This is a genomic window from Lachnoclostridium sp. MSJ-17, assembly GCF_018918205.1.
Taxonomy (GTDB): Bacteria; Bacillota; Clostridia; order Oscillospirales; family Acutalibacteraceae; genus Ruminococcoides.
Map to the genome: position 1 here is coordinate 1 of NZ_JAHLQB010000029.1, position 23,546 is coordinate 23,546.

The following is a 23,546-nucleotide window of genomic DNA, read 5'->3' on the forward strand; positions in this document are numbered from 1 at the left end:
CTCGTCGATAAGGGCGCGCGTTGACGGATTTACGGCTGCCGAGAAAAGTATCCAGTCGAGCATGCGCTTGCTCGAATAAATATCCACGGTTTTTATTGTGCCGTCAATGGTCTTTGCCGCCGCTTTGTTTATCGCGCCGTTTATATCCTTGTCCGTACCGACAATAATTAGCTTCTCCTTTGCTCTTGTAAGAGCGACATAGAGCATACGCATCTCCTCGTCGGTATTCTCGCGGCGTTTTTTCATGGTTATCGCGCGGTAAGGAAAGGTCGGTGTGCGAACAAAGTTTTTCAGGGGTCTTATTCCGACGTATTCCTCGCTGTCACAGAGTACATTGCTGCGGAAATCCATTTCGTTGAATTTATGGGCGGTGTCGACCAAAAAGCAGACCGGAAATTCAAGACCCTTTGATTTATGTATGCTCATCACCTGAACGCAGTCCGCGGAATCGCCCTTTATCCGCGAGGCTGAGGCAAGCTTGCGGTCGCCGCTCAAAAGGCGGCTGATGTAGCCGTTGAAATCCGACAATGTCTTGTAGCCGTTTGAGGAGAACTTTCTGGCGTACACCCGCATGAGGTCGAGATTTCCCGCCGGATAGGCTCCGCCGTTGACAGCAGACGTCACCGCGATAATCGCCGTGCGCTCATAAACCGACTCGAGCAGCTCGTCGACTGTGCTTACGGACGCAAGGTCGCGGAAGCGCTGTAATTCATCGAGAAAACGCGCGGCTTTTCTGCCTGTATCGCTGTCGTCATCACGGCAGATATTCAGCGAGCGGTACAGCGACGCCTTGCCGCTGCCGAGGCGGATAACCGCCAGATCGTCGGGAGTAAAGCCGTATACAGGACTTAAAAGCACCGCAAGAAGCGCTACGTCGTTGGACGGATTGTCAATTACGCGGAGGATATTGAGGATGAGCTTTATCTCGCGCGCGTCAAAAATGTTCTCGCTCTCCTCACAGTAGGCCGGAATCCCGTATTTGCCGAGCTGCCTGACAAACTCTGCGCTGCCCTTCTGCTTGGACTCGTCGTCGGTTTCCGCGGCGCTCTTGGCGCGCATGAGCACCGCGATATCTCCGTACCGCAGCGGTCTTTCGCCGTCCCTGCCGCGCACGGTATAGCCGCTGTTTATCATTTCTTTGATCCTGCCCGCCGTGTAACGCGCCTCAAGACCGGTGACTGAGTAGTTTTCTGAGAATTTATCGCGGTATATTAGGCTGATTTCGGTATCGCGCTTTTTATCGCGGACATAGGAATCCGCTCCGAAATTGAGGTATTCCTCGGGCTTGTATTCAGCCATAATGCGCGAGAATATGAAATTGACGGTCTCGCAGACCTGCTGACAGCTGCGGAAGTTTTTGCTCAGATAGATCGTCGCCGGATAAACCGGGTTTTCTCTGTCATACGGCGCGTAACGGTTCTTGCGCTCGTTGAACAGCTTCGCCTTCGACTGCCTGAAGCCGTAGATGCTCTGCTTGATATCTCCGACCATGAACAGATTTTTGCCGCCGTCGGAAACGCAGTTGTAGATAACCTCCTGAATCAAGTTCACGTCCTGGTACTCGTCGATGATCACCTGCTTAAACCTTGTTGAAAGCTCCTTGGCAAGCTCTGTGCGTCTGTAATAAAAGCCGCCTGTGCAGAACTCGGAATTTTCCTTCTGACAAGGCATTGCAAGCAGCTTTACCGTCAGGGCGCTTACGTCCGAGAAGGTGCGGATATTACGCCTGTCCTTGAGCGCGCTGATCTCGCGGTCATACGCCGAAACAAGCTCGCTGAGCGTTACCATAAGCCCCGACAGCTCCCTGAGCTCCCCGTCAGCTCCGAGATACGACTGTACCTTTGCGCGTATCTGCGCGCGGCAGCCGAAGATTTTATTTACAGCGGTCTTTTTGCCCTTTTGGAGCTTATCGGGAATTTCGGGGTTTTCCTCGTATTCGGCTCCGAAAAGCTTTTCCGCTCTCTCGCTGAAAACGCCGTAGCCGCCGCTTTCAAAGCCGTTGCGAAGCTCAATTATATTTTTTCCGTCATTCTCGAGCAGCGGAAGAAGGATATCCTCGAGCGCGGGTGTGAGAGGATTTAAGTTTATCGCGCCGGTCAGCTCGGAAAGCATGGAATCGAGCTCGTCGGGAATCACGGCAAAAAGCTCCTGCGCCCACTCGGTCTCCGAGAATGTCATGGCGGTGTATCTCTTTACCATCTCGTCGAGCCACTGAGAGCGGAAGGGCTGGTTCTGCAAAAAGCCGTGAACCGAAAGTACAGCCTCGCGAAGCCCTTTGTCGTCGCCGCCCGAGGCAAACGAACGAAGAAGTCGGACAAAATCCGGTGACCCCGCCGCGTAAAACGACTCAAACACGGTATCGAGAGCCTTGGAGCTGACGGTCGCGATTTCGTCATCGCCCGCTATGCGGAAATCGGGTTCGATATTCAAAACTGAAAAATGCTCGCGTACAAGCGACGAGCAAAAGCTGTCGGTCGTTGAAATGTGAGCGGTGTAGAGCTTCTGCTTCTGTCGGAGGAGCTGCGTTGAAGCTCCCTCGGCAACAATTCGTTTGTCGAGCTCCTTCTGAATCCTTTTCTTCATCTCGGCAGCCGCGTCGCGGGTAAAGGTCAGCACGAGCAGCCTGTCTACGTCTACGCCGCCGTCGCCGGTAATAAGCTCAAGGACATGCTGAGCGAGCACGGCTGTCTTGCCCGAGCCCGCTGCCGCCGACACGAGCACCGTGCCGCCGGAATTTATCGCGTCAAGCTGGTCGTCAGTCCATCTGACCTCATTTTCAGGCATCGCCGTTCACCTCGCCTTCGTTTGCCGCGTCGACCTCGTCCTTCATCTTGCTGAGGATATAGTCGCGCTTGTTTTTCTTTACCGCGGCAAAAATATTATTCTTTGGTTCATTCATGTTGTACGAGCACGCGTCCTCGTACGCGCAGTAATCACAGGTTGTACTGCTGCCGAGCTTGAGCGGCTGCGCGGGAATAATGCCGCTGTAAAGGCTCTCGCCCATATCTCTTATCAGCAGATCGACCTTGCCGAATACGGTCTGCAGCTCCTCGGGAGTGACCTTGGTGCTCGACTTAGGCTTAAAGCTGCTCTTGTCGGCAATGCTGAAACGCTCCTCGTCGACATAAAGACCCTTGAGCTTGAACGCGTCGCGGATAAGGTCGTCGGGCGTTGTTCCCTTTGCGTCCTTCTCGGAAAACTGCCCGAAAAGCACGTTTGAATACAGCACTCCGCCGGGCTTGAAATCGCCGTAGCGGTAGCCGCCGTTGCGGGCGATTGCGATAAGGTAGATAAGCATCTGCAGATCAAGCCCGTAATACGCTTCTGTAAGACTGAAGCCCTTTGACTCGGATTTTGATTTATAGTCGATGATGCGTATGTATTTTTCTCCGCTCTGAACGGAGCTGTCGACCCTGTCGACCTTGCCGCGTATCCTGATTTCGTGGCCGTCGGGCAGAATGTAGCTGTAGCCCGTGATATCGTTCGGAAAATCGAGCTCGGCGTCCTCTACGTCAAAGGCGCTGTTTGTCAGCTCGTCAACAATAAAGCGGATAACCTTGACGGTCTTTTCCATCAGCATATCAAACTGGAAGGAAAATGAGCCGGTCTTGTCCTCAGCGCCGCCCATATACGCGTTGAGATAGGCGGTGAACTCGGCGGTTACGAAGGCCTTGATCTGACCGTCGGTGAGAGATGAATATTCGGACTTTGCGCTGTAGGTTTTGAAAAACCTCTCGAGCACCTTATGAACGAGGTTTCCGCGCTCAAGAGGATTTATCTCGGCGCGGCGCTTCTCGTCGATTTTAAGTCCGTAGGCGCAAAAATAGCGGAACGGACACTTGTAGTAGGTCTGTACCTTCGAGGCGGAGTTGTCGAGGACTCTGCCGAACAGCTTGTCCGCGTTGTCCGCGTTTTTCATGGCAAACGGGTTGTGCGCGACTGCGTTTTCGACCGCCTCAAGTCTGGGTCTGTAGCCGGAATCATTAGCGAAAACCTCGCGCAGCTCCGACAAATCGGCGGAATCGTCACCGAGGGAGAGCGAATACGCTTCAAAGGCGGTTTCCATGCTGACGAGCATGTCCTCATAGGGTATACGGCTTTTTATCGCTGTGCCGAGCTTCGGGAAAAGCTTGCGCACCTCGTCTATCAAAACGGAGGGCTTGAGTCTGCCGCCGGCGCTCTCCTCGTTCGCCGCCGTGAGAGCAAGCTTCGGATAGCTCAGGTACAGCTTTTCAGAGGCGGATGACAAGCAGTTATATGTCATAAAAATTTCGAGATTCACAAAATCTACGGGGTTTTCCGTGATTTTCAGGTCGTTGTCAAAGAGCGCCTGCAGCTCGTAGTCCGAAAACAGACCCGAGCTCTGCGGATTCGCGGGAAAGCTGCCTTCGGTGCAGCCGATAAGAAATACCGCCCTGTAGTGAGGGTCGCGGACGCGCTGGGCGTTCGTGATGATGACTGAGTCGAGGTAGCGCGGTATTTCCGCAAACTCAATCGCGGACAGCTCGAGGGACAGCAGCTCGTAATAACGGCGAAGCGGCATTTTCTCATTGCCAACAGCGTCCTTCAATCTGTCGAGAGCCCTGACAAACAGCTCCCAGATGCGGATTTGCTCTGCGGACAAATCCCCGGACACGCCGTTTTCGAGCTTACGGCAGAGCCTGTCCATGCCGCCGCGGACGTCGAGCTTCTCTGTCAGCAGATCATAGAGCAGCTCTGTCACCTCGCCGGCAGTTTTGTCCTTTACGGCTTCCTTAAAGGTTAGCAGCGCGTCGACTGTGGTTTTGCGGACGCGCTCGGCGTTCTCGCGCTTTTTATCATCCCTGAGCGGTTCGCCGAAGCCGCGTGAGCTCTTTGTAAACTCGCTGAGAAACGCGGCGTTGTCAATGTCCCAGACGAAAACGTAGTCCTCAAAATCGCGGATCTCGCCCTCTGCGAACGGAAGCAGTCCGCTCTTGAGGAGCAGCATCATGTCGGAACGCTCAAAGCGCTCGAGCAGAATGCGGAAAACCGCGTTGACCGCGCGTGCGACAGGCTTTACGTCCAGATCCTTGCGCTCGTCGAGAAAATAAGGGATTTGGTACTTGTCAAAAATCGCGTTGATTATGCCGCTGTAGAGCTTTGTGTCGTGGGTGATGACGGCGATTTCTCGGTAGCGGCAGCCGTCTTCCGTAACGAGACGCTTTATTTTACGCGCGGCGTTCTCGCACTCGTCGTATGTATCGTCCGCCGCGTAAAGCTCTATATTTTCGGGCGTGTTTTCGAATTTATCGGTAAAGTCCGCTCCCCTGAAGGCTCCCTCCTCGAGGAAGCTGAGCTCCTCGTTTTTGAAGCGGACGGTTTTTTCAAGTCTTACGGGAGAAAGGATTTTTACATTCTGCTCCCCGGCAAAGCGTTTTAGCCTGCGGAAGGTCTGAGCGGACGTGGCGAAAACTCCGTTTTCAGACTCACACAAAGGGTCGAGCGTGAGAGATACCACTAGCTCCTCACAGTTGAGAACAAGGTGTTCGACGAGCTTCATCTGCTGGGCGGTAAAGCCGCTGAACGCGTCGATAAAGACCGTATATCCTCTGAAAACCTCCGGGTGAGAAACCAACAGCTCGTTTGCCCTGTCGATATCGTCGAGCGGGTCGACGTGCGACTGAGAGAGCCTGCCGCTGAACACGTCGAAGATATCGGCGGTGTCGAGAAGCTTCTTTTTGAGCGTTTCTTCAACAGAACCTTCCGCGGCGCGCCGGAGCTGCTCTGAGGATACGCTGTTCTTTTTGCACTCGAGCAGAGTTTCGAGCATCAGCGAAGTCAGGCTGCGGTTGCTGCGCGGATTGAGCAGTCTGAGCTGACCGTCGAGATCGTCCAGAGCGCGGCTCATCAGAACGGCTCTTGTGCCGTTGTCGACCGGAGCCATGGGCGGATTTGAGGTCTGCGAATACACAAATCGGCACAGCTTGTTGAAGCCGAACACATTCACCTTCTGCTTATTTGGAGCGCCGAGCAGCCTCAGCATCTCCTTCTCGGTCTCAAGGCTTATCTGGTCGGGAATAAGTACGATCAGCTTGTCGCAGCCGCTCTCGGTTTTTTCCTTTATCATACTGTACATCTCACGGGTTTTTCCTGTTCCGCTCCTGCCGAGGATAAAACGAATCATATCACTCACCTCTTTCATTTAATTCTATTTAAATATGGCTTGGAGCTGTTCAAAAAGCTCCACTATCCTGAATTTATATTCGGGCTGTTCATTCGTGACAATCTTGTATTCGCTGTCACTGTACGCCGTTTTTGCCCTTTCCTCGCGCTCAGACGCCGCTGAAAGACAAATCGACGGGTACATCACGCACCACCAGTTATGTCCCTGCGCCCTGCCGAGCGTTATTCTCAGCGCGTCGTACATTCCCGAGGGAAGCGTGTAGTTTTCGTAGTAACGGGTAGTAAAGTACATTCTCGTGATTTCTGCCCTGACCGGGTAATCAAAGCCGTTTTTCATAACCTCGGTTTTGGCAATATCCGCAATCGCCTGAAGATTATCGCGGACGGCGCTTTCCGCCGAGCTTTTGTCGGAAGCGTTTTTGAACAAATCCCGCGTATATTCCAGAACCCTGTCCCTGACCCTGAGCTTGAGCGACTGGTCGGCTTCGGAATCGGAATTCGCAATGATATGAAGGCGGAAGGTATCGTCGGAAATGCACCGGCAATCCGCGTGAAATGGAATCATGGAATACGCAACCGTGAAAACAAAGGCTATGCAGATCGCTTTAAGTAATAATTTCATAATAAAAACCTGTCCTTTCAAAGTGAGTATGGACAGGTTTTTTTCCCTTATTCAACCGCGCAGCCGATTTTTATGGGCTTGCACAGGAAGGTTTCGGGGTATTTCTCTTTTAACTGCTCATAGCATTTCTTCGCCCGTCCCGACGAAGTGAAAATCGCGAACACCGCAGAGCCTGAGCCGCTCATACCGGCGCCTCTCGCCTTGCAGGAGAGCATGACGCGCTTGATTTCATTCACCTCGGGGATTTGCAGGGCAAGCTCGAAGTCGTTGAAAACAGTTGTGGATATCATGAACATATCCCTGCTGTAGAGCGCCTTGACCATCTCGTCGGTATAGGACGGGTGCGGCGCGAGAGCGTCGACCTTGCTGTACGCCTCGCCTGTTGACACGCTGACGGTGTCGGGCTTGCAGATGACGATATCCGAGCAGCGGAAGCCCGGGAGCTTTTTTATCGTAGTGCCGGTGCCGGTGCACAGTCTTGTGCCGCCCTCAATACAGAACGGAACGTCCGCGCCTACCTTCTCGCCTATCGCGCGCATTTCGTCGGGCTTGAGCATGGTTGAGAACATCGCGTTGAGTCCCATGATAACCGCCGCTCCGTCGCTGCTTCCGCCCGCGAGTCCGGCTTGTGTGGGAATAGTCTTGTCGATATCGATATGAACGCCTTTTACGTCCATTTTGCAGTAGTCAAAGAAGCGATACGCCGCCTTTGCGCAGATATTGCTGTCGTCGCAGGGCACGCCCTCGTAATTGCAGGAAATCGTCACCTTTCCGCTGTCGTTATCGGTAAGGGTGATGACGTCATACAAATCGATCGCCTGCATTACGGTGGAAATATTGTGGTAGCCGTCCGGACGCTTGCCCAAAACCTCGAGCGTGAGGTTGATTTTTGCGGGAGCCTTGATCTTAATCTCCATTTTTCAGTTCCTCAATAAATTCACGTATCCTCTGGAGCGCGATTTTCAAATGCCTTAGAGAATATGAATACGATACTCTGACAAAGCCCTCGCCGCACTCGCCGAAGGCTGTGCCCGGCACAACTGCGACGTGCTTTTCCATAATAAGACGGGTGCAGAACTCGTCGGAGCTCAGTCCCGTGGACTTTATGCACGGAAATACATAGAACGCTCCAAGCGGCTCAAAGCATGAAAGTCCCATGTCGTTGAAGGAATCGACGACAAGACGGCGGCGCATATCGTACTCGCCGCGCATGCGGTCAACATCTCTGTCGCCGTTTTTGAGCGCCTCGATCGCCGCGTACTGAGCGGTGGTCGGCGCCGACATGATACCGTACTGGTGGAGCTTGGTCATCTGGGCGATTATTTCGGCGGGTCCGAGGGCGTAACCCAGACGCCACCCGGTCATGGCGTAGGACTTCGAAAAGCCGTTTATTACTATCGTGCGCTCGTACATTCCGTCGATTGACGCGATTGAAACGTGGTCGCGTCCGCCGTAGGTAAGCTCTGAATATATCTCGTCGGACAGCACGAAGATGTCCTTCTCGATGCATACCTTGGCGATCTCCTCGAGGTCGTGCTTCTCCATGATTGCTCCCGTGGGGTTGTTCGGGAACGGAAGGACAAGGAGCTTTGTCTTGTCTGTGATCGCGGCGCGCAGATCGTCTGCCCTGAGGCGGAAATTGTCCTCGTTCTTTGTGTTGATGATCACGGGATTGCCGCCCGCCATGACGGTCAGCGGCTCGTAGCACACAAATGACGGCTCGGGAATAATCACCTCGTCGCCGCGCTCGATCATGACGCGGAAGCACAGATCGATAGCCTCGCTGCCGCCGACAGTGACAAGGGTCTGCGTCGAGGGAGAATATGTAATCCCGAAACGCCTTTGGTAGTAGCCGGAGATCTCCTTGAGCAAATCGGAAAAGCCGCGGTTCGGAGAGTACCATGTCTTGCCCTTTTCAAGGCTGCGGATTCCCTCGTCGCGGATATGCCACGGAGTCTGAAAATCAGGCTCGCCTATGCTGAGTGAGATGACGTCCTGCATCTCGTTTGCGATATCAAAAAACTTGCGGATTCCCGACGGGCTGACCGACTGAATACCGCTGTTCATATACCTCGAATATTCCATCAGAGAATTAAACTCCTCTCGTCAGCCTGATTATCCTCGTCGAAGATATTCATGCCTCTGTCCTTGTAGCGTCGCATAATGAAATGGGTGCCTGTGGAAATTACTCCGTCGATCGTTGAGAGCTTTTTCGCGATGAACATACCGATATCCTGCATGGTCTCGCCGCGCACGATAAGCGCGAAGTCGTAAGCGCCCGCCATTAGATAAACGGACTCGACCTCCTCGAACGCCATGCACATCTTTGCCATTTCGTCAAAGCCTGTCTCCTTCTTAGGAGTGACCTTGAGCTCGATCATAGCCTCGACAAAGCTGTCCTCGATGCCTTCCCAGTTGACAACAGCCTGATAGCCCTTGATGATCCCCTGGTTTTCGTACTCCTTTATCTGAGCCTTGATATAATCCTCGGGTTCGCCGAGCATAGCGGCGATCTCGCCCGTTGTGAACTGAGAATTTTTGCTTAAGAGCTGTAAAAGTTTATCCATTATTATACCTCCCATGTATTACACAGCCTGCAGCGCGCGGCTGTCGATTGTATTGATAAGATTTGAGCATACCGCTGCGGCGACGCAAAAAAGCTCGTTTTTGCTGTCGGCAACATTGATCTCGCAGTAATCCGCGTGATTTCTCTGTTCGGAGATCAGAGTTTTATCAACGTCGATAATGCTGAAATTTCTCGCGGCAAATTCACCGGTTATGCGCCAGTTGCTGCCGTAAAAATTCGCCGAAATGCCGTTGGCTCCGGGAACGGTTACGAGTGTGACATGCTTTCTGTCAAAGCGCAGCACATAGGTCACGGTACCCGCAAGAGGAATCCGCCTGATTCTTGCGGCTTCATTTCCGGAGGCGTCGGTTATGACGAGCTTGAACCTTGTCATAAGCCCCGATGACGGAACGGACACAAGGTACTTTACCTCACCTAAAGCGTCGCTGACCGTGAAGCATCCCTTGCCGGCGGAGATATCTCTTTTCAAATATAGCGTCATTTCTATCACCGTCAAAAAAATAACCATAGGCATTTTTGATATACCTATGGTTATTATACATCAGTTTTATGAATTATACAAGTAGTTTAGAGCATTGTTCTGCGAATTCGTTTCTGGTGGAAAAGATACTGCGTTTCAATAAGATGCTCATACTTAGCTACATAACAGCTCGTGTATCCCATCATCAGCCAGAACCACATTACCATGAAGGATATGTCGTACAGCAGCGCCTTCTCAAAGAGCGCGTAGATAAGATAGGCGGCAAGAAACGCGAACAGGCACGGATATATTTCGGTACGGACGGTTTTCCGCCTTAAATACAGATGCTGAGCCGCGTGCTTTGCGAACCGGAAGCCGAAGGTGCCGAACAGCAGAGCGCCCAGAACGCCTGTCGATACAATTATTGTCAGGTAGCCGTTGTGCAGGTCGTTATTGTGGTAGCTGTATTTCAGCGTGCCGTTGAGGTACTCCTCGCTGTAAAAGACTATGTTTCCGTTCGCGATGCCTATGATCGGCGAGATCTTGAACAAATCCAGCGACTCGCGCCACAGCTTGAACCTGCCGCTGTCGATATTTGTGTTTTCGTGGTCGAATGTTACGGCTCCGTTCTTTTCATCGGGAGAAGAATCGCCTTCAGCGATATCGTGAATAATCTCCTCCTCATCAAAGAGAACGTCAACAAGCGCGTTCGTCTTTGCCGTTACCGCCGCGAAGCCCGCCTTGAACACGGTGCGGAAAATCATCGACGAGCCGACAAATACCGCCGAAACGAGCAGCAGCGTAACGATTTTGATAAACACCTTGGACGGAGTAAGCCCGACCCTCGTATCGAAAAATATGTACGAGAGATACGCCACGGCGTAACCCAGAGCAAGCACAAAGGACGCGTTTGAATCGCAGAGTATCAGCGCGAACAGGTTGACGATCATACATGAGTAAAGAAAGACCCTGCCGAAGCCGCGCGCCTTTACCTCGCCGCGCAGGCTGTTTTTGCTGAACATATGGCACAGCACGATCGTTACGACAGACACAAAGCCCAGAAGGTTCGGGTTGACAAACAGACCCGTAAACCGGTTCTCGAAAATCGGGAAATAAATCCAGAAAGCGTCGAAAAACTCAAATTTAAAAGAAATGCCGAAGAGCAGGCAAAAAAATCCGACAAGGTTAAACAGCGTGGTGATCACGATGATCACGCGCCCGATCACAAACAGCTCTTCCTTGAAATCCAGATCAGGCTCGGTGTGCATTCCGTAGAACAGAAAAAAGCAAATGGTAACGTGCAGAAACATGAGCACACTGAAAAGAATCGTATATGAAAAATTTATTAGCACCGAAATGAGCGAAAATGCAAGAAAAGCGCCTACCCATATGCCGAATCTCAGCTTAAAAAAGGTATTGTAGCGTTTCTGGTTGAGATACACCAGACGGAGTCCCCAGAAAAACAGAAATACGAGAAATATGTACGCCGGAATCTGCAGAAAGGATACCATGCAGAAAAACAAGTCGATAATATACATCGTTCTGAACAGGGACGAATCGCTTAGCTTGGTTTTGAGTGCTGACATGGTTCACCTCTGAATCAGGAAATTACCTCTTTGACGGTCTTGAACATGAGCTTGATGTCTGAGCCGAAGCCGAAATGCTCGGTATAATCCAGATTATATTTCATTTTTTCGGGGAGGATAGTTTCAATATATACCTTGTCCGCGTCTTCACCGGAGGCGAGCAGCTTTTCCTCGTCCTTGTACATGATCGACGCGAGCGACGTGATTCCCGCGGGAAGCAGCAGAGTTGCGTAATACTTGTCCTCGTACATATCGACGTACCTCGGGACCTCGGGGCGGGTACCGACAAAGCTCATGCTGCCTGAGATGACGTTGAATATCTGCGGAAGCTCGTCAAGGCGGTACTTGCGCAGCATTCTGCCGATCCCGGTTACTCTGGGGTCGCTGTCGGTGGTGACCTGCGTGCCCAGACTCTCGGCGTTTACGACCATCGTACGGAACTTGAATATTTTAAAGCGTCTGCCGTACTTTGTGACTCTCTCCTGTCTGAACATGACCGGACCCTTTGAACCTGCCTTTACGGCAACCGCGATAACCGCGATCGGTATAATCAAAAATACGAGAAGTATAAGTGATACAAACAGGTCAAAGGCTCTCTTGAGCACAATAGATCCCTGCTTTTTTTTTAGAATGCGGTAATAGCGCCTTACCTCGTCGTTGTGAAACTCCGCGGGAAGCTTATTAAATGCTTTCATATTAACCCCTGCAATTCAATAATCGATATAAATGTATACTGTTCCGATTAGATTATAAACCCGACGGAAGCAAAACACAATAAAAGTATCAAAAGTTTCACTAATTATTTCCGAAACGTAAAAACCGACGGTTGCGTTCCGTCGGTTTTTAGGTAATTTTATGGAGTAATCAAGCACATAGAAAGGAAGTCACTGATTAATTTACAAGATTAATATATCACATTCATTGTGAATTGTCAATACTTTTTTTGAAAAAAGTTAGGATTATATATATTTTATTTTTAATTGGAATACCTCTTGACTTCAAGACTAAAACCATGTAAAATATAGATAAGAAAAGAGCTTTGAGCTTCTTTTCTCCACTATAAATATTTGGGTTGGCACATTGCCTGCCCGATGCGTGAATGATTTACAAATAACCCTACAACACTTAAATCGGGAGCCCTACTCTTTGCGTGGTGTGCAGACCTCCCACTTTTTGGAAGAAGGGAGCCTGAAGCACAAAGGTGGGCACCCACCTGTTCTATTCGTAGGCAGGTTATTATTTAAATCATACGGTCGGGCGGGTTTTTTTATGTCTGAAACCGAGTGACATTTTTTTACAGGAGCATGATATTATGAAAGTTTCAGTTTTGGGATGCGGCCGCTGGGGAAGCTGCATTGCATGGTATCTTGACAAAATCGGACACGACGTGATAAGCAGCGGTCTTGAGAACGCGCCGGAGTTCATCAGACTCAGGGATACTCATAAAAACGACTATCTCAGCTTTCCCGAATCGATCAGAATGACAAGCGACCTGAAAACCGCGGTCGGACACGCCGAGGTCATCGTCATTTCCATTTCCTCACAGCACCTGAGATCATATATGACTGATATCGCGAAAAATAACCTCGACGGAAAAACAATCGTTCTCTGCATGAAGGGCGTTGAGGTGACTACGGGCAAGCGCCTGAGTCAGGTTGTCGGCGACTTTGTTGACGAGAGCAAGACTCCCATTGCCGTCTGGGTAGGTCCCGGTCATCCGCAGGACTATGTGCGCGGTATTCCGAACTGTATGGTTATCGACAGCAATAATCAGGAGGTCAAGAAAAAGCTCGTCGGCGAGTTCAACAGCGACCTTATCCGTTTCTACCTCGGCACAGACCTTATCGGCAGCGAAATCGGCGCCGCCGCCAAAAACGTCATCGGTATCGCCGCGGGTATTCTCGACGGTCTGAACTACACCTCGCTCAAGGGCGCGCTTATGGCGAGAGGCACCAGAGAAATCGCGAGACTTATCGCGGCTCTCGGCGGCAACGAGTTCTCCGCCTACGGACTGTGTCATCTCGGCGACTACGAGGCTACGCTCTTTTCTCCGTGGAGCCACAACAGACGCTTCGGCGAGGATCTGGTGAAGGGCGTTAAATTCGAAAAGCTTGCAGAGGGCGTGATGACCTCAAAGGCGCTGTATATCCTCAGTCAGGAATACAATGTCGACCTTCCTATCGTGGAGAGCGTTTACAAGGTACTCTTTGAAGGCGCCGAAATCGAGGACTGCATCAGAAAGCTTTTTGAGCGCTCTGTAAAAAAGGAGTTTAACGTTTAATGACAGAAACAGAAACAATAATAGAAACCGGGGAAAACTCTGCAAAGCCCCGGATCAGCACTATAGACGACAGAAAAAAACAGAGCAAAATCGAGCTTGCGGTCGTTAATATCCTGTGTCTGCTCATATTCATGGCATTCGGCTATATTGCCGTTATGAGCTTTTTTCAGACAAGCATTATTGACCCTGCCGCTTTTCTTGAAGAAAAGATCATCTTCGCGGCGGACAGTATTTTACTTAACGTATTATTTACGGTATTGTTTATTGTTCTCCTCTTCTGGCTCAAGCGGTTCTGCGGCTTCTTCTCAAGGGTCAATATGAAGCTGATGGAAGCCGCTCTTGCCGTGTGGACGGTCGTCCTCGGCGCGATCTGGATATTCTCCGTCACCTCTAGACCCGCTGCGGACAGCCTTAATCTCTTTGAAGCGGCGACAAAGGCGGCAAATAACGACTTCTCCCCTCTGTTCAACAACACGGATTTTTATCAGGCTGATTATTTCAGCGGCCATTCCTACTTCAATTTTTATCCGTTCCAGCTCGGCTTCGTGCTCTTTTCGGAAATTATTTACAGGATTTTCGGAACCGACAGCTCTATGCCCGTTCAGGTTCTCAACGTTCTCTGTCTCGCTTCGGCGTACTTCGCGCTCGCGAAGATCACAAGACTTCTGTTCAAGAAGAAAAGCGTTGAGTTTATCGCGATCATTATGCTTGCGGCATGCCTGCAGCCTATCATGATGTGCACCTTTGTGTACGGAAACGTGATCGGTATCTCCTGCGGAATCTGGGCGTCGCTCTTTCTTATCAAGTATTTCCAGACTAACCGCTGGACGCTGCTTATCCCGTCGGGACTGCTGCTTACGCTCTCCGTTGTAATCAAATACAACTGCCTTCTCTTCCTCGCGGCGTTCGTCATTATGCTTATCCTTCACGCCGTCAGAGAAAAGAAATGGCAGAGCATAGCCTTTGCACTCGCCGTATGCGTGACGTGCATAGGCGTTACTCCGTTGATAATCAAGAGCTATGAGGCGCGCGCCAATACCACGATCGAGAGCGGAATCTCACAGACAATGTACCTCGATCTCGGACTTCAGGAATCGCCTATGGCTCCCGGCTGGTACACAACAATCGCCGTCGAGGATTATGAGGACGGTAATTACGACACCGAAGCCGGCAATCAGATCGCAAGCATGCATATTTCCCAGCGCATGAACGTGTTCTCGACAAACCTCAATTACGCGTTCGAGTTTTTCAGCAAAAAAATCCTCAGTCAGTGGAACGAGCCGAGCTACGAGTGCATCTGGGTCAGCCAGGTCAAAGGGCATGAATATAATCCGAACGGCTTTGCGAATGATATTTACAACGGCAACACCGGTCAGCTCCTGCAACTGCACTTCAACTTCTATATGCAGGTTGTTTTCCTGCTGTTCGCGCTCGGCGTTTACATGATGTTCATTCACCGCAAATCAAACGTCGAAACCGTGCTTCTGCCGCTTGTTGTTCTCGGCGCCTTCGGGTATCACGTACTGTTTGAGGCAAAATCCCAGTATTCTGCCACCTACATTCCCCTGCTGCTGCCGACAGCGGCGTTCGCTCTGAATACAATTCTCTTTGCGGACTACACGAAGCTGAAGGGTCTTGTCGCAAAAATCAACGCTAAATCAGTCAAGGCGACAGCTGAGAGCGAAGCAGAGGAAATCGCGGACAATGAAGCCGAAACCGAAGCGGAAGCTGAGGATAATCCTCCCGTTACAGACGAATAAAGCTATAAACAAAGGGGCTGCATGCGCAGTCCCTTATTTTTTATTGCTGTTGATTTTTTTGATCAATCCCGACGCCTTGCGCCTTGAAAACGAATATCCGTGGCGGAAGGGTCTTGTATAGTACCAGAAATTGATGTAAAGGCGATACAAAAACGACTCTTTATAATAAGTTTTTCCCTTGCGGTAAAAACCGGTCATCACCGCGATGATCTGGTCGTCGCGTATACCCTTTTCCTTGGCGAACTGGTTGTCTCCGCACATCACATATGTACCGTCGCGGCAAAAGTCTATTACCCGGTGCAGCACGTACTGCCCGTTATCCCTGCGGTAAAGCGGCACGTCGAACAGATGGAGGCGTTTGCCTTCCGTTCCCTTGAGCACGACAACGTCCTCGCCGTCTCTGAGCATCGGCAGCATACTTGTGCCGTTCGGCGTAAATGTTACGGTACCGCCTGCCTTGAGCTTTTCGGAGATGATTTCTATCACCTCGTCGAGCTGAACCTCTTTATTCAAGGACATCGGCATCCTTCACTTTCTGAATGAAAATATCAATATCAGCCGCCGCCTTGTCAGGAGAAACCTCGTATTCGGCGAGCAGAGCGTCAATCAGTCCTTCCCTGCTTGTTCCCTTCTGCATTCTCTCAAACAGAAAGGCGCCTGTTTCATTCAGGGTAATGATGCCGTTAAAATCGAGCGTGAGCTTGTTTACCGGCACGACAACATATGAATCCGCTACCTTGCGGAGTACAAAATCTTTTTTGATTTTCATAAATACACCACCTAACAGTGACATTATAATACATGGGCGAAAAAAAATCAAGGGTACAGACGTACCCTTGACGTTTTTGGAAAAATTAATACATGCCGCCCATATCGGGTGCTGCGGGTGCGGGAGGTGTGGGCTCTTTGATATCCGCAACGAGGCTCTCGGTGGTGAGAACCATTGAAGCGACTGACGAAGCGTTCTCAAGCGCGCTTCTGGTAACCTTGGTCGGGTCAACGATACCCGCGGCAACCATGTCGGTGTACTCCTCGGTGAGAGCGTTGAAGCCGTAGCCTACCTTGTTCTCTCTCTTGATGTTCTCAACGATTACGCTGCCCTCAAGACCCGCGTTCGCGGCAATCTGACGGAGCGGCTCCTCAAGAGCCTTGAGAACGATCTTTGCGCCTGTCTTAGCGTCGCCCTCGAGGGTATCAACGAACTTCTCAACAGCGGGAATAGCGTTCATGCACGCGATACCGCCGCCGGCTACGATGCCTTCCTCTACGGCTGCCTTTGTAGCTGCGAGAGCGTCCTCGATGCGGAGCTTCTTCTCCTTCATCTCAACCTCTGTAGCTGCGCCGACCTTGATTACGGCTACGCCGCCTGCGAGCTTTGCAAGACGCTCCTGGAGCTTCTCGCGGTCGAAGTCTGAGGTTGTGGTCTCGATCTGCTGACGGATCTGAGCGACTCTGCCCTTGATAGCGTCCTTGTCGCCGGCGCCGTCAACGATGATGGTGTTTTCCTTCTCGATTCTTACCTGACGCGCTGTACCGAGCTGATCCATGGTGGTATCCTTGAGCTCAAGACCGAGGTCGGAGGTGATCACGGTGCCGCCTGTGAGAGTCGCGATATCCTGGAGCATCTCCTTGCGTCTGTCGCCGAAGCCGGGTGCCTTGACAGCAACAACGGTGAATGTGCCGCGGAGCTTGTTGAGCACGAGAGTTGTGAGAGCCTCGCCCTCAACGTCCTCGGCGATGATCAGGAGCTTTCTGCCCGACTGCACGATAGCCTCGAGAATCGGAAGGATCTCCTGGGTTGTGGAGATTTTCTTGTCTGTAATGAGGATAAGAGGATTGTCGAGCTCGGCAACCATTTTGTCGGTATCTGTTACCATGTAGGGAGCGATGTAGCCTCTGTCGAACATCATGCCCTCGACGACCTCGCTGTAGGTCTCGGCAGTCTTGCTCTCCTCAACGGTGATTACGCCGTCGGTGGTGACCTTCTCCATAGCCTCGGCGATGAGCTTGCCAATGAACTCGTCCTGCGAGGAAACGGTAGCTACACGCGCGATATCGTCGGTGCCGGAAACCTGCTGGCTGTTATCGATGACCGCCTTTACCGCTACGTTTACCGCGTCGGCGATGCCCTTCTTGAGCACCATGGGGTTTGCGCCTGCAGTGACGTTCTTCATGCCCTCGCGAATGAGAGCCTGAGCGAGCAGGGTCGCTGTTGTGGTGCCGTCGCCGGCAACGTCGTTTGTCTTGATCGATACTTCCTTAACGAGCTGTGCTCCCATGTTCTCAAAGGGATCGTCGAGCTCGATTTCCTTGGCGATCGTTACGCCGTCGTTAGTGATAAGGGGCGCGCCGTACTTCTTGTCGAGCACTACGTTTCTGCCCTTGGGTCCGAGAGTGATTTTTACTGTGTCAGCAAGCTGGTCTACGCCCTTCATGAGAGCCTTTCTTGCTTCTTCTCCGTATGCGATCTGCTTAGCCATAATCATATACCTCCTGAATTATTCTACCTTGGCGAGGATGTCGGACTGGCTGACGATGGTGTATTCCTCACCGTCGAGCTTTACCATGGTGCCCGCGTACTTTGACGCGATTACCTTGTCGCCTTCTTTTACGTACATTTCAACCTCTTTGCCGTCTACTACGCCGCCGGGTCCTACCGCGACAACTGTGGCAAACTGCGGCTTCTCCTGAGCCGCTGAGGAGAGGATAATGCCGCTCTTGGTCTTTTCCTCGGCTTCCTCAACTTTCAGTACTACTCTGTCAAGTAAAGGTTTAATAGTCATAAAAAATAGCCTCCTATTTTTAGTTTACATATTCGTTAGCACTCTCATTCCCTGAGTGCTAATACTATTGTATACCATTTTTCGGAAATGTCAAGGGGTTTTCTTGACTTTGTTTGACTTTTTTTCAAAACGGCGATTTGTAACGGGTATTTTAAATTATATGCGCGGCGCTTTGCGTATATGACAAAACACTCCCCGAATAACCCGGGGAGTGAAACGATTTACGCATTATCCTTTGGTCTTGCGACCTCTACGCAAAAGCCGCGGTGTCCGCACGAGCTGCATGTAAGCTTGCGCGTCGAAGGCGTATGATTTGCGAAAAGCGCCTCTCTCACCTTGGGCACGAATACGGTATGGCACTGAGGGCAGATATACGCCACGCTGTTAAAATAATAGCGCGAGATGAGCACGCCGTAGACTACGTCGATTACCGCCCAGATTACAAACGGCCACCAGATACCGACTGTGACCCATAGAACGATCGTCGCTATCTGCAATAAAGTGACGGGAATGGCGGAGAGCAAAATGTTTCTGTGGATTTTTCTTAATTCTTTCTTGCCTGTCATAGTATGAGCTATGTCGCCGATGGATTCAACGGAGAAGTTCTCGATATCCTTCAGCTCGCGCTTCATCTGCTTGATTTTGGCGAGCCTGTCGCTGCATTCGTTCAGCTCGGCGGTCAGAGTCTGCTCCTGCTGCTCCAGAAGAAGCATGATAACGCTGCCGGGGTCGTCCTCGGACGTCAGCTTTGAAATCGAATCGATATTAAAACCGAGTCCGCGAAGAAAGCATATGACTCTGAGCCGCTTAACGTCATTCTCAGAATACAATCTTCTGCCGCCCTCGGAAAGCTCGGACGGAACAAGGATCCCTCGCTTATCGTAATACTGGACGGTTCTGACGGTAACTCCGCAGAGCTTTGCGATTTCTCCTGTTGTGTATTTGGACACAGCCTTCACCTCCTTGACTATAACATAGCATATTACGCAGCGTCACAAGCAATACCTTACGTAAGGGTATTTTTAAAAATATCAAAAATCAGGCGGTACAGCCGCAGCCATACCGCCGTAATTAATCAAATCAGATGTCTTTGATGTCTTCCTCACAGAGTGTGGGAATGTTGTGCTCTTTAAGAACCTGCTCCGCCTTTTCAGCGTCGTCTACGCGGATAACAACGTACGCGCCGAAATCCTCGGAGGCAGTGAATGCGTAAATGTACTCGATATTAACCTCAGCCTGCGCGAGAAAATCAAGCACATAGCAGAGCGCGCCTACCCTGTCCTCGAGCTTTGCCGCAATGACGGTCGTGGTGTTGATAATGGACTCCTTGCTCAATACCTCGATGGTCTTGGGTGTGTCGGAGGTGATCAGGCGGAGAATGCCGAAATCCCTTGTCTCGGCAATGCTCAGAGCGCGGATGTTGAGTCCCGAGTCCGCAATCATCTTGAGCGTTTCATGCAGCTTGCCGGGTTGGTTTTCTACAAATACTGAAACTTGTCGGATTGCCATAACTTTTCCTTTCTCCGTTAACGGGATCAATCGTGCAGCTTGCGCCTGTCAATTACGCGGACAGCCTTGCCTTCGCTGCGGGTGATAGACTTGGGCGGCACAAGGTGGATTTTCGGACCGATGCCCAGCATTGTGCGCATCGCGGCTTCGAGCTTTCTTTCCTTGGCGAGGTTCTCGGAAACGATATCCGAGAAGAACTCGGGCTTGAGCTCGACGTTGATATCAAAGGTATCTGTATTGTTCTTGCGGTCGATAATGATCTGGTAGTTGGGCGTGTAGCCTTCCTTAAGCAGTACGGTCTCGATCTGGCTCGGGAATACGTTTACGCCGCGGATGATCATCATGTCGTCGCTTCTGCCCATGGGCTTGCACATTCTGACATGAGTTCTTCCGCAGGAGCACTTCTCGCGGGTCAGCACGCAGATATCGCGGGTTCTGTAACGGAGAAGCGGAAAAGCTTCCTTGTCGAGAGCGGTGAATACGAGCTCGCCCTTTGAACCCTCGGGAAGCACCTCGCCCGTTTCGGGATCGATGATCTCGGCGTAGAAGTGATCCTCGTTGATGTGCATTCCGCGCTGTTCCTCACACTCGAAGGAAACGCCGGGGCCGCTGATTTCGGTCAGGCCGTAGATGTCGTAAGCCTTGATTCCGAGGCTCTCCTCGATGTTGCGTCTCATCTCCTCAGTCCACGGCTCCGCTCCGAAGATACCTGCCTTGAGCTTGTTATCCTCGGGCTTGTAGCCCATCTCGGCGAGGGTTTCGCCGATGTACGCGGCGTATGAGGGTGTGCAGCAGAGGATAGTCGAACCCAAATCCATCATGAACTGAATCTGGCGCTCGGTGTTGCCCGACGACATGGGAAGCGTAAGGCAGCCTACCTTGTGAGAGCCGCCGTGGAGTCCGGCGCCGCCTGTAAACAGACCGTAGCCGTAGCAAACCTGGCACACGTCGTCCTCTGTTCCGCCTACAGCTACGATAGCTCTTGCGGTGCATTCCTCCCAGAGGTCAACGTCGTGCTGAGTGTAAAACGCTACTACGCGCTTTCCTGTGGTGCCTGAGGTCGACTGGATTCTGACGCAGTCCTTGATGTCTGTCGCGAGCAGTCCGTAGGGATAAGCCTCGCGGAGGTCTTCCTTTGAGAGAAACGGCAGCTTTTTGATATCGTCTACCGACTTGATATCCTCGGGCTTAACGCCCTTCTTGTCCATGAGGTCGCGGTAATACGGAACGTTCTCGTACACATGCTTGACCTGTTTTACGATTTTTTCATTCTGGATTCTCAGAATTTCCTCGCGAGAGGCGGTTTCAATTTCGGGCTGGTAATACTTGCCCATTGGCGGTCACTCCTTTGTTTTATTATTCCTAATATAAACCCATTATATTAAATGCGCTGCCGCTTTTTCCCGTTAGCGGCTATGCCTTAATAATTATAACCCAATTCAAAAGCCTTGAGGTTGACGTCAACAAACTGAGGCTTTACGGTTTTCTTTATCATTTCGATCCACTTCTCTTTTTCGATGTGGAAATACTTGGCAAGTCTGCCCATGAGCACGATGTTTACGCTCTTGGCATTGCCTGCCTGCTGCGCGAGTGAAAGCGCGTCGATCTCGTCGACGAACACACCCTTAGCCTTGAGCTCACCGAGGACGTTTTCGGGGTACTCGGCAGCTCCGGTGATAACCGGCATCGGGTCGATCATCTGTGTGTTTACGATGATTTTTCCGTCCAGACGAAGGTTTTCAACATAGCGGGCTGCCTCGATCTTCTCAAACGAGATGATGTAATCCGCCTCGCCCTTTGCGATGACGGGAGAATAGACGTTGTCGCCGAAGCGGACGTAGGTGACTACGGAACCGCCGCGCTGGCTCATGCCGTGAACCTCGCTGACCTTTACGTCGTAACCCTCCGCGACGAGCAGAGCGCCTAAGAGCTTACTTGCGAGGAGACTTCCCTGACCGCCTACGCCGACGATCATTACATTCTTTGTTTCCATTTTATCTGTCTCCTTTCTCAATCGCGCCGAGCTTGCACAGCTGGGTGCAGACGTCGCAGCCTACGCACTGGGTGAAGTCAACGACAGCCTTTTTATCCTTGATGCTGATCGCGGGACAGCCGAGCTTCATGCACTGACGGCAGCCTACGCACTTGTCCTTGTTAACGGTAACCGGAGACTTAGCCTTGACGTATTTGAGCAGCATACAGGGTCTGCGCGAAATAATTACGCTGGGAGCGTCAGCGGCAAGCTCCTCGAGAATAGCCTCCTCGCACTCCTTGAGGTTGTACGGGTCTACGACTCTTACTCTCTCAATGCCGATTGAATGACAGAGAGCCTCGAGATTGACCGCGAGAGCCGGGTCGCCCTTGATATTGTAGCCGGTCGTCGGGTTCTGCTGATGACCCGTCATACCGGTGATTGAATTATCGAGAATGATTACGGTGGAATTCGAGCCGTTGTAGGCAACGTTTACAAGACCCGTCATGCCCGAATGCATGAAGGTTGAATCGCCGATGACGCAGACGGTCTTTTTCTCGCTGTCGGCGCCGCCCGCCTTGTTGAAGCCGTGAAGTCCCGAAACAGACGCGCCCATGCAGAGGGTCGAATCGAGAGCGAACAGCGGTGCCGCCGAACCGAGGGTGTAGCAGCCGATATCGCCGAGGCAGGTGATTTTATGCTTGGCGAGGGTGTAGAACAGTCCGCGGTGAGGACAGCCGGCGCACATTACGGGCGGACGGACCGGTACAGGCGCGTCGAGAGAAACATTCTCAGGCTGCAAAAGTCCGAAAGCCTCGCGGATAGTGGTCTGGTTGTACTCGCCTATGGGTGAGAACATCTCCTTGCCGGTGCAGGGAATTCCGAGAGAATTGAGATGTGACTCGATGATTCCGTCGAGCTCCTCAACAACATAGAGCTTGTCTACCTTGGAAGCGAAATCCCTGATGATCTCAGTCGGAAGCGGGTTTACGATGCCGAGCTTGAGCACTGAAACGCTGTCGCCGAATACCTCCTTGACATACTGGTAGCAGGTGCCCGAGCAGATGATGCCCTTCTCTGTTCCGCCGTACTCGACGCGGTTGAGAGAGCTGGTCTCGGACATTTCAGCGATTTTTCTGGTTCTCTCCTCGACAAACGGGTGTCTGCGGATAGCGTTTGCCGGAGCCATGATATATTTCTGAGGATTCTTTTCGTAAGCGGGAAGCTCCTTCTCTACTCTGTCCTCGAGCTCAACCGCAGCCTGTGAGTGCGCAATGCGTGTGCACATGCGGACGATTACGGGAGTGTCGAACTTTTCGGAGATCTCAAACGCTTCCTTGACAAAGAGCTTTGCCTCGGCTGAATCCGCGGGCTCGAGCATGGGAACCTTGGCGGCGATAGCGTAGTGACGGGAATCCTGCTCATTCTGTGAGGAATGCATAGCAGGGTCGTCGGCGACGAAAATAACCATACCGCCGTTAACGCCCGTGTATGAGAGCGTAAAGAGCGGGTCGGCGGCTACGTTGAGTCCGACGTGCTTCATCGCGCAGGCGCTGCGCACGCCGCGCAGTGACGCACCGAACGCGACCTCTGTGGCGACCTTCTCGTTGGGAGCCCATTCGCAGTAGATTTCATCATACTTCGCGGCAAATTCGGTGATTTCGGTAGAAGGCGTACCGGGGTAGCTTGACACTACCTTGACGCCCGCTTCGTAAAGACCTCTGGCTACTGCCTCGTTGCCTAACATTAACTTTTTCACTTGAAATTAATCCTCCATTACAACCGCTGTACAATAAGCACAGCAGTTTTTATTCAAATTAAACTATATTATAACATATAACG

General features: G+C 51.6%; 20 protein-coding genes and 1 other RNA gene. 3 read left to right on the top strand and 18 right to left on the bottom strand.

Annotated elements, in window-relative coordinates; genetic code table 11:
* From KQI64_RS02055 to KQI64_RS02095, 9 genes are all read right to left on the bottom strand, one after another.
* Window positions 1–2,784 (bottom strand): UvrD-helicase domain-containing protein (locus KQI64_RS02055; RefSeq protein WP_216523114.1); only part of this gene is annotated, 2,784 nt, incomplete at its 3' end.
* Window positions 2,777–6,145 (bottom strand): PD-(D/E)XK nuclease family protein, encoded by a 3,369-nt coding sequence (locus KQI64_RS02060; protein WP_216523115.1) that lies wholly within the window; start codon window positions 6,143–6,145, stop codon window positions 2,777–2,779. The genes KQI64_RS02055 and KQI64_RS02060, both read right to left, overlap by 8 nt.
* Window positions 6,146–6,169: 24 nt before the next feature.
* Window positions 6,170–6,766, bottom strand: coding sequence for a stage II sporulation protein R (gene spoIIR / locus KQI64_RS02065; protein ID WP_216523116.1), 597 nt, complete (start codon window positions 6,764–6,766; stop codon window positions 6,170–6,172).
* 47 nt (window positions 6,767–6,813) lie between these two features.
* Window positions 6,814–7,683 carry a 4-(cytidine 5'-diphospho)-2-C-methyl-D-erythritol kinase gene (gene ispE / locus KQI64_RS02070; protein ID WP_216523117.1) on the bottom strand — a complete coding sequence of 290 codons (870 nt, stop codon included), beginning with the start codon at window positions 7,681–7,683 and terminating at the stop codon, window positions 6,814–6,816.
* The gene (locus tag KQI64_RS02075; RefSeq protein WP_216523118.1) at window positions 7,673–8,851 is read right to left on the bottom strand and encodes a pyridoxal phosphate-dependent aminotransferase; all 1,179 of its coding nucleotides are present in this window, start codon (window positions 8,849–8,851) and stop codon (window positions 7,673–7,675) included. Before KQI64_RS02075 ends, ispE begins: the two co-directional genes overlap by 11 nt.
* Window positions 8,851–9,333 carry an Lrp/AsnC family transcriptional regulator gene (locus tag KQI64_RS02080; RefSeq protein WP_216523119.1) on the bottom strand — a complete coding sequence of 161 codons (483 nt, stop codon included), beginning with the start codon at window positions 9,331–9,333 and terminating at the stop codon, window positions 8,851–8,853. Before KQI64_RS02080 ends, KQI64_RS02075 begins: the two co-directional genes overlap by 1 nt.
* Window positions 9,334–9,351: 18 nt before the next feature.
* Entirely contained in the window at window positions 9,352–9,834 is a 483-nt protein-coding gene (locus tag KQI64_RS02085; protein ID WP_216523120.1) for a hypothetical protein, read from the bottom strand.
* A gap of 86 nt (window positions 9,835–9,920) precedes the next feature.
* Complete coding sequence (locus KQI64_RS02090; protein WP_216523121.1) at window positions 9,921–11,399, bottom strand: O-antigen ligase family protein; 1,479 nt, start codon at window positions 11,397–11,399, stop codon at window positions 9,921–9,923.
* Window positions 11,400–11,413: 14 nt separating this feature from the next.
* Window positions 11,414–12,094 (bottom strand): sugar transferase, encoded by a 681-nt coding sequence (locus KQI64_RS02095; protein ID WP_216523122.1) that lies wholly within the window; start codon window positions 12,092–12,094, stop codon window positions 11,414–11,416.
* A 383-nt stretch (window positions 12,095–12,477) separates the two neighbouring features.
* On the opposite strand from KQI64_RS02095, the gene ssrS reads away from it, so the two are divergent.
* The 3 genes from ssrS to KQI64_RS02110 all read left to right on the top strand — a co-directional run bounded on the left by ssrS (window position 12,478) and on the right by KQI64_RS02110 (window position 15,440).
* Window positions 12,478–12,667: non-coding RNA, 6S RNA (gene ssrS, locus KQI64_RS02100), on the top strand.
* A gap of 44 nt (window positions 12,668–12,711) precedes the next feature.
* The gene (locus KQI64_RS02105) at window positions 12,712–13,680 is read left to right on the top strand and encodes an NAD(P)H-dependent glycerol-3-phosphate dehydrogenase (protein WP_216523123.1); all 969 of its coding nucleotides are present in this window, start codon (window positions 12,712–12,714) and stop codon (window positions 13,678–13,680) included.
* A complete protein-coding gene (locus KQI64_RS02110; protein ID WP_216523124.1) occupies window positions 13,680–15,440 on the top strand; it encodes a glycosyltransferase family 39 protein in 1,761 nt (586 codons plus the stop codon). Before KQI64_RS02105 ends, KQI64_RS02110 begins: the two co-directional genes overlap by 1 nt.
* 33 nt (window positions 15,441–15,473) lie before the next feature.
* Here KQI64_RS02110 and KQI64_RS02115 read toward each other — a convergent pair whose 3' ends face one another.
* The 9 genes from KQI64_RS02115 to iorA all read right to left on the bottom strand — a co-directional run bounded on the left by KQI64_RS02115 (window position 15,474) and on the right by iorA (window position 23,451).
* Complete coding sequence (locus tag KQI64_RS02115) at window positions 15,474–15,953, bottom strand: S24/S26 family peptidase (protein WP_216523125.1); 480 nt, start codon at window positions 15,951–15,953, stop codon at window positions 15,474–15,476.
* Entirely contained in the window at window positions 15,946–16,209 is a 264-nt protein-coding gene (locus KQI64_RS02120) for a PqqD family protein (RefSeq protein WP_216523126.1), read from the bottom strand. Before KQI64_RS02120 ends, KQI64_RS02115 begins: the two co-directional genes overlap by 8 nt.
* Before the next feature lie 85 nt (window positions 16,210–16,294).
* Window positions 16,295–17,920 (bottom strand): chaperonin GroEL, encoded by a 1,626-nt coding sequence (gene groL, locus KQI64_RS02125; RefSeq protein WP_216523127.1) that lies wholly within the window; start codon window positions 17,918–17,920, stop codon window positions 16,295–16,297.
* Window positions 17,921–17,938: 18 nt separating this feature from the next.
* Window positions 17,939–18,223 (bottom strand): co-chaperone GroES, encoded by a 285-nt coding sequence (locus tag KQI64_RS02130; RefSeq protein WP_216523128.1) that lies wholly within the window; start codon window positions 18,221–18,223, stop codon window positions 17,939–17,941.
* 221 nt (window positions 18,224–18,444) lie between these two features.
* Window positions 18,445–19,173, bottom strand: a complete 729-nt coding sequence (locus tag KQI64_RS02135; RefSeq protein WP_216523129.1) for a MerR family transcriptional regulator — start codon at window positions 19,171–19,173, stop codon at window positions 18,445–18,447.
* 130 nt (window positions 19,174–19,303) lie between these two features.
* On the bottom strand, window positions 19,304–19,732 hold the full coding sequence (locus KQI64_RS02140) for an ACT domain-containing protein (RefSeq protein ID WP_216523130.1): 429 nt from the start codon (window positions 19,730–19,732) through the stop codon (window positions 19,304–19,306).
* 26 nt (window positions 19,733–19,758) lie between these two features.
* Entirely contained in the window at window positions 19,759–21,066 is a 1,308-nt protein-coding gene (locus tag KQI64_RS02145; RefSeq protein ID WP_216523131.1) for a phenylacetate--CoA ligase family protein, read from the bottom strand.
* Between the two features lie 86 nt (window positions 21,067–21,152).
* The gene (locus KQI64_RS02150) at window positions 21,153–21,725 is read right to left on the bottom strand and encodes an indolepyruvate oxidoreductase subunit beta (protein ID WP_216523132.1); all 573 of its coding nucleotides are present in this window, start codon (window positions 21,723–21,725) and stop codon (window positions 21,153–21,155) included.
* Window position 21,726: 1 nt separating this feature from the next.
* Complete coding sequence (gene iorA, locus KQI64_RS02155) at window positions 21,727–23,451, bottom strand: indolepyruvate ferredoxin oxidoreductase subunit alpha (RefSeq protein ID WP_253289156.1); 1,725 nt, start codon at window positions 23,449–23,451, stop codon at window positions 21,727–21,729.
* Window positions 23,452–23,546 lie beyond the last annotated feature (95 nt).

Bases quoted from the DNA above. Each gene is read 5' to 3' on its own strand.
- KQI64_RS02060 (WP_216523115.1), bottom strand. From the start codon at position 6,145: ATGATTCGTTTTATCCTCGGCAGGAGCGGAACAGGAAAAACCCGTGAG.
- spoIIR (WP_216523116.1), bottom strand. From the start codon at position 6,766: ATGAAATTATTACTTAAAGCGATCTGCATAGCCTTTGTTTTCACGGTT.
- ispE (WP_216523117.1), bottom strand. From the start codon at position 7,683: ATGGAGATTAAGATCAAGGCTCCCGCAAAAATCAACCTCACGCTCGAG.
- KQI64_RS02075 (WP_216523118.1), bottom strand. From the start codon at position 8,851: ATGGAATATTCGAGGTATATGAACAGCGGTATTCAGTCGGTCAGCCCG.
- KQI64_RS02080 (WP_216523119.1), bottom strand. From the start codon at position 9,333: ATGGATAAACTTTTACAGCTCTTAAGCAAAAATTCTCAGTTCACAACG.
- KQI64_RS02085 (WP_216523120.1), bottom strand. From the start codon at position 9,834: ATGACGCTATATTTGAAAAGAGATATCTCCGCCGGCAAGGGATGCTTC.
- KQI64_RS02090 (WP_216523121.1), bottom strand. From the start codon at position 11,399: ATGTCAGCACTCAAAACCAAGCTAAGCGATTCGTCCCTGTTCAGAACG.
- KQI64_RS02095 (WP_216523122.1), bottom strand. From the start codon at position 12,094: ATGAAAGCATTTAATAAGCTTCCCGCGGAGTTTCACAACGACGAGGTA.
- KQI64_RS02105 (WP_216523123.1), top strand. From the start codon at position 12,712: ATGAAAGTTTCAGTTTTGGGATGCGGCCGCTGGGGAAGCTGCATTGCA.
- KQI64_RS02110 (WP_216523124.1), top strand. From the start codon at position 13,680: ATGACAGAAACAGAAACAATAATAGAAACCGGGGAAAACTCTGCAAAG.
- KQI64_RS02120 (WP_216523126.1), bottom strand. From the start codon at position 16,209: ATGAAAATCAAAAAAGATTTTGTACTCCGCAAGGTAGCGGATTCATAT.
- groL (WP_216523127.1), bottom strand. From the start codon at position 17,920: ATGGCTAAGCAGATCGCATACGGAGAAGAAGCAAGAAAGGCTCTCATG.
- KQI64_RS02130 (WP_216523128.1), bottom strand. From the start codon at position 18,223: ATGACTATTAAACCTTTACTTGACAGAGTAGTACTGAAAGTTGAGGAA.
- KQI64_RS02140 (WP_216523130.1), bottom strand. From the start codon at position 19,732: ATGGCAATCCGACAAGTTTCAGTATTTGTAGAAAACCAACCCGGCAAG.
- KQI64_RS02145 (WP_216523131.1), bottom strand. From the start codon at position 21,066: ATGGGCAAGTATTACCAGCCCGAAATTGAAACCGCCTCTCGCGAGGAA.
- KQI64_RS02150 (WP_216523132.1), bottom strand. From the start codon at position 21,725: ATGGAAACAAAGAATGTAATGATCGTCGGCGTAGGCGGTCAGGGAAGT.
- iorA (WP_253289156.1), bottom strand. From the start codon at position 23,451: ATGTTAGGCAACGAGGCAGTAGCCAGAGGTCTTTACGAAGCGGGCGTC.